9 protein-coding genes are annotated in these 13042 nt (G+C 42.4%); 6 read left to right on the top strand and 3 right to left on the bottom strand.

The genetic code is table 11. The features are described 5' to 3' along the window. Window positions 1-114 precede the first annotated feature (114 nt). The 5 genes from earP to ACVBJC_RS02560 all read left to right on the top strand — a co-directional run bounded on the left by earP (window position 115) and on the right by ACVBJC_RS02560 (window position 5641). Window positions 115-1308, top strand: coding sequence for an elongation factor P maturation arginine rhamnosyltransferase EarP (gene earP, locus ACVBJC_RS02540; protein ID WP_447159197.1), 1194 nt, complete (start codon window positions 115-117; stop codon window positions 1306-1308). A 44-nt stretch (window positions 1309-1352) separates the two neighbouring features. Further along, complete coding sequence (gene efp, locus ACVBJC_RS02545; RefSeq protein ID WP_447159196.1) at window positions 1353-1913, top strand: elongation factor P; 561 nt, start codon at window positions 1353-1355, stop codon at window positions 1911-1913. Window positions 1914-2270: 357 nt separating this feature from the next. Further along, window positions 2271-3485 (top strand): pyridoxal phosphate-dependent aminotransferase, encoded by a 1215-nt coding sequence (locus ACVBJC_RS02550; protein ID WP_447159195.1) that lies wholly within the window; start codon window positions 2271-2273, stop codon window positions 3483-3485. A gap of 214 nt (window positions 3486-3699) precedes the next feature. Next, a complete protein-coding gene (yfbR, locus tag ACVBJC_RS02555; protein WP_447159362.1) occupies window positions 3700-4287 on the top strand; it encodes a 5'-deoxynucleotidase in 588 nt (195 codons plus the stop codon). Between the two features lie 19 nt (window positions 4288-4306). Beyond that, window positions 4307-5641 (top strand): anti-phage deoxyguanosine triphosphatase, encoded by a 1335-nt coding sequence (locus ACVBJC_RS02560; RefSeq protein WP_447159194.1) that lies wholly within the window; start codon window positions 4307-4309, stop codon window positions 5639-5641. A gap of 146 nt (window positions 5642-5787) precedes the next feature. Here the strand turns inward: ACVBJC_RS02560 and ACVBJC_RS02565 are convergent, their stop codons facing one another. Continuing rightward, the gene (locus tag ACVBJC_RS02565) at window positions 5788-6411 is read right to left on the bottom strand and encodes a YchE family NAAT transporter (RefSeq protein ID WP_447159193.1); all 624 of its coding nucleotides are present in this window, start codon (window positions 6409-6411) and stop codon (window positions 5788-5790) included. Window positions 6412-6741: 330 nt separating this feature from the next. On the opposite strand from ACVBJC_RS02565, the gene adhE reads away from it, so the two are divergent. Continuing rightward, window positions 6742-9357, top strand: a complete 2616-nt coding sequence (gene adhE, locus ACVBJC_RS02570) for a bifunctional acetaldehyde-CoA/alcohol dehydrogenase (RefSeq protein WP_447159192.1) — start codon at window positions 6742-6744, stop codon at window positions 9355-9357. 145 nt (window positions 9358-9502) lie between these two features. Here adhE and ACVBJC_RS02575 read toward each other — a convergent pair whose 3' ends face one another. Then, window positions 9503-11743 (bottom strand): malate synthase G, encoded by a 2241-nt coding sequence (locus ACVBJC_RS02575; protein WP_447159191.1) that lies wholly within the window; start codon window positions 11741-11743, stop codon window positions 9503-9505. A gap of 279 nt (window positions 11744-12022) precedes the next feature. Continuing rightward, on the bottom strand, window positions 12023-12976 hold the full coding sequence (locus ACVBJC_RS02580; RefSeq protein WP_447159190.1) for a LysR family transcriptional regulator: 954 nt from the start codon (window positions 12974-12976) through the stop codon (window positions 12023-12025). Window positions 12977-13042: the final 66 nt, after the last annotated feature.

The raw sequence follows: 13042 nt of genomic DNA on the forward strand, positions 1-13042 counted from the left end.
TTAGCGTAATTCTATAAAAGCGGCATATTATTATGCCGCTTTTTTGTCTCATTAATAAGGCTCAATTGCCGATTTAACCGTCTCGCATTGAGCAGATAGAGTGAGTTTTGTAATATGACAAGTCAAAATAGCCCAGAACGTTGGGATATCTTTTGTGCGGTCGTTGATAATTATGGTGACATTGGCGTCACATGGCGACTTGCAAAACAATTGTCTGCAGAGCAACCTATTGCTATCACCTTATGGGTCGATGATTTAAAAAGCTTCTCACACATATTGCCCGCACTCGATCCTAACTTGATAAGCCAGGTTCATTTTGGTGTCACCATCAATCAGTGGTCTGAGCCATTAGCGATTTCTTATCAAGCCGGTACTGTGCTTATTGAGGCCTTTGCGTGTGAATTGCCTGAGTCTGTTAAAAACAACTTAATCGCCATCCATCAGGTATACAAACTCGATTCAAGTGCAGCAAAACCGCCTTTATGGCTTAATCTTGAATACCTGAGTGCAGAGTCTTGGGTAGAAGGCTGTCACGGACTTCCTTCGATGCAAGCCAGTGGATTGAAGAAATACTTTTATTTCCCCGGATTCACAGCTAAAACTGGTGGGCTCATTTGCGAAAATAAACTGTTTGAACAGCGCGATGCTTGGCAGCAAGACTCACAAAATCGGCACAATTTATTTGCAAGCCTCGGGCTTAGGGGCATAAGCCCTGAAGATAATGTCGTTAGCGTTTTTAGCTATGAGTCTGATGCGTTACTCGCTTTATGTGAAACATGGCAAGATAGCCAACAAACGATTCATGCTTTGTTTCCTAAGGGGCGGAGCCTTAATAGCTTACAAACAATACTCCCCTGCTCTATTGCAGAGCTCAGTGCAGGAATGCAGATAAAGCTTGGGAATTTAGTAATCCATATTTTGCCAATGACAGATCAAGAAGGTTACGATAAGTTACTTTGGAGCTGTGATTTTAATATTGTGCGCGGTGAAGATTCATTCTTAAGAGCCCAATGGGCCGCAAAACCCTTCATTTGGCACATATATGCACAAGAAGATGACTATCATCTAATAAAATTAGATGCCTTTATGCAGCTTTACTGTAATAATCTGCCGCCAGAATTAGCGATAAGCTGGAAAGCATTAAATCTTGCCTTTAATAAAGAACAGCAAGAACAAACAGCTAGCTACTGGCAAAAAATCAATTTAGTCGGTTTGCCACTGTTGCAGCACGCTAAACAATGGCCAATTGATGCAATAAATGATGTAGATCTTGTTTCTCGACTAGTTCAATTCGTCAAAAATAGCTAAGATACTACGTTTAAATAGAAAAACCTAAAATAGGAAATAGTGTAATGAAAACTGCTCATGAACTCCGTCCTGGTAACGTGATCATGTTAGATGGCAGCCCATGGGTTGTTCAAAAAACTGAAACAACTCGTTCTGGCCGTAATGCTGCAATCGTTAAATTAAAGCTTAAGCATGTTCTACAAGACTCTTCTACTGAAAGCACCTTCAAAGGTGAAGACAAGATGGAAGACATCATTCTAGAGCGTCTAGATTGTACATATTCATACTTTGCTGACCCTATGTTTGTATTCATGGATGCTGAATACAACCAGTACGACGTTGAAGCAGAAAACCTTGGCGATGCAGCAGCATACATCGTTGACGGTATGGAAGAAAATTGCCAAGTTACTTTCTACGAAGGCAAAGCGATTTCAGTTGAACTACCAACTTCAGTGGTACGTGAAGTGACTTACACTGAGCCATCTGCTCGTGGTGATACTTCAGGTAAAGTAATGAAGCCAGCTACCATCACTGGCGGCGGTACATTAAGTGTTGCTGATTTCGTGAAAACTGGTGACATGATTGAAATTGATACTCGTACTAACGAGTTCAAAAAGCGCGTTTAAGTTTTTAAACATTGCTTTAAAAAAGCCAGCGTATATACGCTGGCTTTTTTATTGGCTGTGTCTTGTCCTGAAATGAGTTTGCTCATACTGAAGTCCGATCAAGTTAACAAATTAATCAATTAGTTTTTATATGGTGTTAGTAGTAGAACAGACCAAACTTAGCACTGCCAGATTGGCACCGGAACAGTGTAAAAATCTAAATATGAATATCCGGCAGCTGATAATTGAGATCATATACTTTTTAACGCCGTTAAATTAGTGATTTAATCCTTTATTTGTCGATTGAAATTAGCTATTGTGCCTGCAACTAAGTCAAAGGTATGTTTGGCTAAAATTTTCAGCATTTTCGAGGTGTAGATGCGCCCTATTATCAAATCCAATAAATTAGATTCTGTTTGTTATGACATTCGCGGTCCGGTGCATAAAGAAGCCCGTCGACTAGAAGATGAAGGTCATCGAATTCTAAAGCTTAACATCGGCAACCCTGCCCCATTTGGATTTGAAGCGCCTGAAGAGATCGTTCGTGATGTTATTCTGAACCTACCAAGTGCGCAAGGATACTGCGAGTCCAAAGGACTATTCTCAGCACGTAAAGCGATTGTGCAGCATTATCAGTCTCAAGGTATTTTCGGTGTTGATATCGAAGACATCTATATCGGTAATGGCGTATCAGAACTGATCGTTATGGCGATGCAAGGCCTACTTAATAGTGGCGATGAAATACTGGTTCCGTCACCAGATTACCCTCTATGGACCGCTGCTGTACACCTTTCTGGTGGTAAAGCGCAGCATTATCGCTGTGATGAAGAGTCTGACTGGTTCCCTGATCTTGAAGATATCAAGAGTAAAATTACGCCTAGAACCCGTGGTATCGTTCTTATCAACCCGAACAATCCAACGGGCGCCGTTTATTCAAGAGAACTGATCCTTGAAGTGATTGAACTATGCCGCCAAAACGATATGATTTTGTTTGCTGACGAGATCTACGACAAAATTCTATATGATGAAGCTGAACATATTCCTGCAGCAAGTCTCTCTGACGACATCTTAACGGTCACTTTTAACGGTTTATCTAAAGTTTATCGTGCTGCAGGTTTCCGCGTAGGCTGGATGATGCTTACAGGCAACTTAAAATCGGCTAAGAGCTATATCGAAGGCTTGGATATGCTTGCATCTATGCGCCTATGCGCAAACGTACCAAGTCAGCACGCGATTCAAACAGCATTAGGTGGTTATCAAAGCATCCAGGAGTTAGTACAACCTGGCGGACGCTTGCGTGTACAACGTGACGCCTGTGTTGAAATGCTTAACTCGATTCCGGGTGTGAGTGTAAAAACGCCTAAAGGCGCATTGTATGCCTTTGCAAAGCTGGATCAAAAGAAGTTTAACTTACGTGATGATGAGCGTTTGGTTCTCGACCTGTTAAAAGACCGCAAGATCTTACTCGTACAAGGTTCAGCCTTTAACTATCCAGAGCCTGATCATGTTCGCGTCGTTTTTCTGCCTCATAAAGAAGAGTTAACTAAGGCGCTGTCGGAATTTGGCGACTTTTTAGGAAACTATAAGCAATAGCACTTAAGCTAAGTGAACTAAGTGAACTAAGTGGACTAAGTGGACTAAGTGGACTAAGTGGACTAAGTGGACTAAGTGGACTAAGTGGACTAAGTGGCTAATCAAATTATTATTTATAATAACTAGATAGATAAAACGACCCTCGGGTCGTTTTTTTGTATAACAACTATGCTAATCTGAATTCATTGAAGTATACATGCCTACAAGGAATGCGATGAGCCACTTATTTGCCCACCTAGCTAGAATGAAATTAATTCAACGCTGGCCACTCATGTACAATATTAGAACTGAAAATGTTCAAGAACACTCTCTTCAGGTCGCAATGGTAGCGCATTCACTTGCTTTAATTAGCAACAAAAAATTTGATGGGAAGTTTGACCCATACCAAGCTGCAACCATCGCCATATTCCATGATGCCAGCGAAATATTAACTGGCGATCTGCCAACTCCCGTTAAGTATTTCAATAAAGAAATAGAAGCTGAATATAAAAAGATTGAAGCGATTGCTGAGCACCGTTTGCTTGAAATGGTGCCAGATGAGTTTAAAAGTGATTATCAGGCCTTGCTCACCAGTGAGTATGCCGATCCGCAATATAAAGCACTGGTGAAGTCTGCTGATACCTTGTGTGCCTACCTTAAATGCCTTGAAGAAAAGCGCGCTGGAAATACCGAGTTCAACACCGCGCAAAAGAGACTTGAACACAGTATTAATAATGATCCTAACCCTGCAGTCAGATACTTTGTTGAATGTTTTATTCCTAGCTTCACTCTCGATCTCGACGATATTAATAAACTGCTTTAACACCTTTTGAGGTTCGACTATGACACACTCGGTTTGGAATGAAAGACGTTTAGGGGAAGATAAACTTAGACGCAATGATCATCGTAGTCCTTATCAGCGTGATCGTGCCCGGATCTTGCACTCTGCCGCTTTTAGGCGACTTCAAGCTAAAACTCAAGTACTTGGTGTGGGCATGAACGATTTTTATCGTACTCGGCTGACACATTCGTTAGAGGTGTCTCAAATAGGTACTGGCATTAGGGCACAGCTTAAGCAAAAACAGCCTGAGTTCAATCCTCTACTCGATTCTATGAGTTTAATCGAATCCTTATGTTTAGCTCACGATATTGGCCACCCTCCTTTTGGACACGGAGGTGAAGTCGCCCTCAACTATATGATGCGCGCCCACGGTGGCTTCGAAGGGAATGGACAAACTTTTAGAATATTAACCCGCCTAGAACCCTATACCGAATTTTACGGCATGAACCTTTGTAGGCGAACCTTACTTGGGATCTTAAAATATCCCGCGCCTTATTCACAACTTTGTCGAGCACAATCAATTGAATCTGTCCAACATTTTAGGCAACTAAAGCCATCTCAGTGGCCGCCCGTAAAAGGTATTTTTGATGATGACCTAGAGATCTTAGATTGGGTATTAGCACCGCTTTCTAAAGAGGACAAACAGTTATTTCTGTCTAGCTATACTGTCAGCGAGGGTCAGCACAAACGAACCCGATATAAATCACTTGATTGCTCAATCATGGAGCTAGCCGACGATATTGCCTACGCGGTGCACGATTTAGAAGATGCTATAGTCATGGGCATTGTCAGCGAACATCAGTGGAACAACGACGTCACTCAAGTGCTGTGTAATAGCGAAGATGCATGGCTAAAAAATGAGTTTGCCACAATAAGCCAACGCTTATTCTCTGCTAAACATCATCAACGTAAAGATGCAATTGGCACCTTAGTTAATGGTTTTGTCACCGCAATAGCAATCAATGAAATCGAAGGATTTACTGAGCCTTTATTAAAATATAATGCAGCATTAGAGCCAGCATTTGATGCTGCGCTTAACGTGCTAAAACAGTTTGTATTTAAGTATGTGATTAGAAAGCCTGAGATCCAGATGCTTGAATATAAAGGACAGCAGATTGTGATGGAGCTCTTTGAAGCCTTTATTTCAGATCCAGAGCGCTTGTTGCCACTCAATACCCAAGAACGTTGGCTTGCCAGTGAAAAACAAGGAGAAAACAGTCATAGAGTGATAGCTGACTATATTTCAGGCATGACAGACGAGTTTGCCGCCAGATTGCATCAGCACCTATTTAGTCCAAAATCGGGTTCTATGATGGAGCTTAATTGCGAGTTTTAGTCCTAGCTTATGCTCTTACTAATTACGACCATAACCTGCTATTTTGTTGTTGATTAGCTCATTGATTAAAACTTACAAGAAAGGCACTCATCGAGTGCCTTTCATTTAGTATACCTATGCAACTTTAGCTATCTATTAGCTCGTTATTAGCCAGGATAAAAACCTTTAACGCCTGCGGCTATCACTTCAATACCAATAGACAACATTATCAAGCCCATTAAACGGGTGATCACGTTAATGCCAGTATTACCGAGTAATTTAAAAATTATCGGCGCCATTCTAAACAGCAAAAAGCTCAATATACCAAACACTATGATGGAAATTGACATGCCGATAAGGTTTTCTATGCTGCTATGCTCAGCAGAAGAAACAATCACAGAACTGATCGCACCAGGGCCAGCCATTAATGGCAGCGCTAATGGAACGACGGCGACCGAGTCCATAGCCGAGGCTTCTCGTCCCTCTTCCTTGTTCCGTTTCACTTCACCCAATTTACCTTGAAGCATCGACATCGCAATGATGGCAATCAGCGTACCGCCTGCGATCCTAAACGCTGACAACGAAATACTAAACAGATTTAGTATGTGTTGCCCTGCAAATATCGTTACCAGTAAAATCACCACAACAGCGAAGTTAGCAACCTTGGCCGTTTGATTACGTTCAACTTCAGTCTGATGACTGGTTAGGCTCACAAAAACCGGTAATAAACCAAATGGATTAATTATCGCGACTAAGCCGAGAAAAAATTTAACATAGAGTGTTAAATCCAACGTCTTATCCTCAACGCGCCCAAGGCGTTATCTGTTCTAAAAAATGTTGCGCTACTCTAACTCATGACCCTAAAAACAAAAAATGAGATTTTCTATCCTGAATCACAACTTTGAATAAAATTTTCTAATTAATTATTCAAAACTCTGACCCAAAACCGCAACAAGAGTTGGTTAAGTTAGTTGTAAAATTACAGATTGCCCCGAAACTGTGGCATTCATCACGGCATAGCCGTGCTTTTGCGTGTAATTTTTCTTCATCAAATGGATTTTAGAGCACCGGAGAATGTTTAGCCAAATACGGTTTGGCTAAATTTTTTCAGGATTGCGATTATGACTGTATCAAATGAGCAAGAACTCAACCTCCTAGTAGATAAAGTGCGAACGGCGCAACTGGCGTTCGCTAACTACTCTCAGGAACAAGTCGATAAGATTTTCAGAGCCGCCGCCCTTGCCGCTGCAGATGCGCGGATCTCCCTTGCCAAGATGGCTGCAAGTGAAACTCAAATGGGAGTCATTGAAGATAAAGTGATTAAAAACCACTTTGCCTCAGAATATATCTATAACAAATATAAAGATGAAAAGACCTGCGGGATCCTATCAGAAGATCCTACATTTGGAACCATCACCATTGCCGAGCCAGTCGGTATTATCTGCGGCATAGTGCCAACAACAAACCCAACTTCTACCGCCATTTTTAAGGCGCTGATCAGCCTTAAGACTAGAAACGGCATTATTTTCTCCCCGCATCCCAGAGCAAAAAATTCAACAACCACAGCTGCACGTATTGTATTAGACGCTGCGGTAGCTGCTGGTGCACCTAAAGATATTATTGGCTGGATAGATGAGCCATCCGTGGCATTATCTAATCAATTGATGACCCATAAAGAGATCAATCTTATTCTTGCGACAGGCGGACCAGGAATGGTAAAAGCCGCCTACTCTTCAGGTAAACCCGCTATTGGTGTCGGCGCAGGTAACACGCCAATTGTCATTGATGAGACAGCTGACATAAAACGTGCAGTCAGTTCTATTTTAATGTCCAAGACCTTCGATAACGGTGTAGTTTGTGCTTCAGAGCAAGCGGTTGTCATTGTAGATGAGGTTTACGAAGCGGTTAAAGAGCGTTTTGCAAGCCATGGCGGTTATATATTAAATGCCGAAGAAACTGCTGCTATGCAAGATGTTATTTTAAAAAATGGTGTGCTAAATGCCGATATCGTTGGTCAAAGCGCCGCGAGTATTGCCAAGATGGCTGCAATAGAGGTGCACCACACCACTAAGGTGCTCATTGGTGAGGTATCTGATATTGATGAAGCTGAAGCTTTTGCTCATGAAAAACTATCACCACTACTTGCTATGTACCGAGCAGCAGATTTTGACGATGCAATGGATAAAGCTGAAGCCTTAGTCACCCTTGGGGGCATTGGGCACACATCGGGTCTGTATACCGATCAAGATACACAAATCGAAAGAGTTAAGGCCTTCGGTTTTAGAATGAAAACCGCGCGCATTTTAATCAATACCCCAGCTTCACAGGGCGGGATTGGCGATCTATATAACTTCAAGCTCGCTCCATCGTTAACCTTAGGTTGTGGCTCTTGGGGTGGTAACTCCATTTCAGAAAATGTCGGCCCGAGCCACTTAATCAATAAGAAAATGGTCGCTAAGAGAGCTGAAAATATGTTGTGGCACAAACTTCCCTCTTCTATTTATTTCCGCCGTGGTAGCTTACCTATCGCTCTAGAAGAGCTCAGCGATAACAAACGTGCGCTTATTGTAACGGATAAATACCTGTTCAATAACGGTTACTGTGATGAGACCATCAAGATTTTAAAAAGCCAAGGGGTTGAAACTGAAGTCTTCTACGAGGTAGAGGCCGACCCAACCATGCAGATCGTTAAACAAGGTGCCAAAGTTGCTCAAAGCTTCCAACCTGACGTCATTATCGCCTTAGGCGGTGGTTCGCCAATGGACGCCGCTAAAATTATTTGGGTAATGTATGAACATCCTGATGTTGATTTTGCCGACTTAGCACTGCGCTTTATGGATATTAGAAAACGTATTTATAAATTTCCTAAATTGGGTAAGAAAGCTAAAATGGTTGCTATACCAACAACATCTGGAACAGGCTCTGAGGTGACTCCTTTTGCCGTAGTAACAGATGAAAAAACGGGTATGAAGTATCCGATTGCCGATTATGAGTTAACCCCAAACATGGCAATCGTTGATCCGAATCTGGTAATGGATATGCCAAAGTCACTCACGGCCTTTGGTGGCATAGATGCGGTGACCCATGCATTAGAGGCATACGTGAGTGTAATGGCTAACGAATATAGCGATGGTCAAGCATTACAAGCACTAGACTTACTGTTTAAGTATCTGCCTGATGCCTATGAACATGGTGCAAATGCGCCAGTGGCTCGCGAAAAAGTACATAATGGTGCAACCATTGCCGGAATTGCGTTTGCCAATGCCTTTTTAGGTATTTGCCACTCTATGGCTCACAAGCTAGGTGCAGAGTTCCATTTAGCCCATGGCTTAGCCAATGCGTTACTTATCACCAATGTGATCCGCTTTAACGCAACAGATTTACCCACGAAACAGGCAGCGTTTAGTCAATACGACAGACCTAAAGCACTCTGTCGTTATGCAAAAATTGCAGAATATTTAAAACTTGAAGGCGCTACAGGCGAAGGCATTAGTGATGAGGAAAAAGTCGAGGCACTGCTTAAAAAAATTGATGAGCTCAAGGAGACGATTGGCATTCCACGCTCGATCCAAGCAGCTGGCGTCAACGAAGCCGATTTTATCGCAAAACTTGACGAGTTAGCAGAAGATGCCTTTGATGACCAATGCACCGGCGCAAACCCGCGCTACCCATTGATTGCCGAACTTAAGCAAGTATTGCTCGCTAGTTATTATGGTACTGATTACACAGACGATTAAACTAAGCTATCAAGTTAGCTTAAGCGCTTAATAACTCATCATAAAAGCCCTCAATCAGGATTGAGGGCTTTTATGTTACAACTATTTATTAAGCTCACTTATAAAGTGGCCAACATCTGCTTAAATAGGTTAATTTTTTGCTGACTTATTTGCTACTTTTTAGAGCTAACTTAGCCTGCTTACGATAGGCATGCAGTAACGGCTCTGTGTATCCTGACGGCTGTTCAGTACCTTTAAATATTAGGTCACAAGCTGCTTTAAAGGCAATGCCATCAAAATTGGGTGCCATATTGATATACGCAAGATCATTAGCATTTTGCTTATCAACAACCAGCGCCATCTTTTTAAGCGATGCCATCACTTCTTCTTCAGTACACACGCCATGGTGTAGCCAGTTAGCAAGGTACTGTGATGAAATTCGTAAAGTAGCCCTATCTTCCATCAAACCTACATTATTGATATCAGGCACCTTTGAGCACCCCACTCCCTGATCAATCCAGCGCACAACATAACCTAGAATACCCTGGGCATTATTATCCAGTTCGAATTGCTTTTGCTCAGCACTTAATGCTGTGCCGGGAGCCATTAAGGGAATCGTTAACAAATCGTCTAGGCTCGCGCGCGAGCGTTGTTTTAACTGCTCTTGAACCTCGGCCACATTCACTTGATGGTAATGAGTTGAGTGCAATACCGCGCCATTTGGCGAGGGAACCCATGCAGTGTTCGCCCCCGCCTTTGGGTGACCTATTTTTTGATCTAACATCGCCGCCATTTCATCTGGCATTGGCCACATACCTTTGCCAATCTGCGACCGACCTTGCAAGCCACATTCAAGCCCAATATCAACATTCCAATCCTCATAGGCTGTGATCCAAGCTTGCTGCTTCATAACGGATTTAGCAACGAATGGCCCTGCCAGCATCGATGTGTGAATTTCATCGCCGGTTCTATCTAAAAAGCCTGTATTAATAAACACCACTCGCTCAGATGCTGCTCGTATGCATTCTTTAAGGTTGACAGTTGTTCGGCGCTCTTCGTCCATAATTCCCACTTTAATGGTATTACGAGAAAGCTTGAGTGCATCTTCTATTCGTGTAAATAGCTCACAGGTAAACTGCACCTCTTCTGGGCCGTGCATTTTGGGTTTAACGATATTTACCGATCCCTTACGGCTATTACTTCGCTGGTTGTTATTGCCTTGAAGATCGTGCATCGCTGCAAGTACTGTCACCATGCCGTCTAAAAAGCCTTCTGGCACTTCATCGCCGTTCTTATCTAACACTGCATCTATTGTCATAAGATGACCGACGTTACGAACAAACAACAGACTACGTCCAGGAAGTGTAAGGCGCTCACCGCTGGCGGAGGTATAAACTCTGTCATCATTTAATTGACGAACCATTTCACGGCCATTTTTATTCAGTGTAGCCGTAAGGTTACCTTGCATTAGACCTAGCCAATTACGGTATATTTCAACCTTATCCTCAGCATCAACGGCAGCGACTGAATCTTCACAGTCCATAATGGTCGTCACAGCGGCTTCGACTAAAAGATCTTTTACCCCTGCTAAATCAGTTTTTCCAACCTGATGGTTACTGTCTATTTGGATCTCGATATGCAGGCCATTATTCACAATGAGTACAGCCGTTGGCTTGTCTTCATTTCCTTGGAAACCAGCAAATCGTTCAGGGTTAGCAAGCCCTGTTTGCGTTCCATTCTCAAGCCTGGCTTGTAGACTGTTATTTTCAATAAAATATTGAGTCACAAGGCTATGGGAGCTAACGGCCAAAGGTGCAGCGTTATCTAAGTGGGCCTTAGCAAATGAAATGACCTTAGCGCCACGCACAGGATTATAGTCCTTTGATAGCTCAGCCCCTGCGGTCTGGGGAATGGCATCAGTGCCATAAAGTGCATCATATAAGCTTCCCCAACGAGCATTGGCCGCATTTAACGCAAAACGTGCATTTTTAACCGGCACAACTAACTGTGGTCCAGCTTGTTTTGCGATCTCATGATCTACATTTTCAGTACTAATTTTAAAAGGGCAGCCTTCTTCGACCAAATAACCAATGTCAAAGAGAAAGCTTTTATATTCAGCGAATATTTGTGCTGTATTGGGATTAGAGATCGTAGAGCTTGTTTGTTGAAGTGTGTCTGCATGCTCGTGATGACAGTGACCGCGATGCCATTCATCAATCTGTAACTGTAACTGCTCTCGCTTAGCCAATAATGCACGATTAATCGGGCCAAGATCATTGACGAGCTCTTCAAATTTATTCCAGAAGTTGGTTGAGTTGATCCCTGTTCCGGGGCAGATCTCTTTATCTACGAGCTCCCAAAGTTCTTTCGCTACTTGTAGGCCGCCAACTTGAATACGTGCTGTCATAATTTGCCCTTTTTCTCTGATTTATCAGGCCATCTATCCCTGTATATGAGTTATTGTCAGTTCAATATGGCCAGTTCAATGCTTCCTTTATCCGTGTCTGCGGATTGTTATTCCTACTCAAAACCTTGTCAGGGCATTAAGAAACACGCTCTATGATTACTCACCCTATACTAGAACAGCTTAATTTATCTAATTTATCGTTTCTATTCTGACTATTCACCAAAGTTATTTAAAATGCACTTTTGGTGTAATAAAACATCAGTAAAGTACTTTAGTGTCTTAAAGCAAATTGCCTCGCCCAAAGCTGTCTGCCGTCTGTGTGATAAGTTTGCGCATCCACTTATGTGCAGGGTTGTGCTGTAATAAAGGGCTCCAGGCCATAGTTAACGCTATAGGCTGAATAATAAAGGGCGGTGGCACGATGCAAACACGGTCATTATTCTCATGTTGCTTTGCCATTTTACTTGGTATGGTTGCGATCAAATCTTGTTGTTCTGCCAACAAACAGGCCGCTTGATAGTGACGAGTAAATACGGTGATCCTTCTCTGTACCCCTATCCGAGTTAATGCTTCATCAACCCAACCTAAGCGCTGCACATCACCGGGATCCATTCCTACACCAACCCCCATACCCGTTTTACTGACCCAGACATGATTAGCTTTTAAGTAACTGTCTAGCGAAAACTTGTCGAGTACTGGATTTGTTTTACTAATCAGGCAACTAAAGTCATCACTCCAGAGCACTTTTTGATGAAATGACTGAGGAATACTGTCAAACCGGTTAATCACCATATCGACTCGACCTTGTTCAACATCGGGAAAGCTGACGTCACTTGGAGTCATAATATCTAAGATAACATTTGGCGCTTCGGTTCGAAGCCGAGCAATAAGTGGCGGGATCAGTGTCGCTTCTGCGTAGTCACTTGCCATCACACGAAAGACTTGCTCACTTTCTGCAGCATTAAATTCAGCTCTAGGTTGAACTGCTTTTTCTAAGCCAATAATCAGCTCACTAATTGTCGGTTGTAACTCCTGTGCTCGCTCAGTTGGCGTCATGCCTTGGCTTGTACGTATGAGCAACGGATCATCAAATAGCGTTCGTAACCTTTTTAGTCCATTACTCATAGCTGGTTGGCTTATTCCTAGCTGATCCGCCGCCCTTGTAACATTTCGTTCACGTAGTAAAACATCCAAATAAACTAATAAATTCAAATCAATACGAGATATATTCATAAGATAAATACCGAAAATAGAAACTATAAATTAGACTTATTTAAGCAAATCTAACTAATATTTTCA

The sequence above is a fragment of the Shewanella sp. 0m-6 genome, from assembly GCF_052977325.1.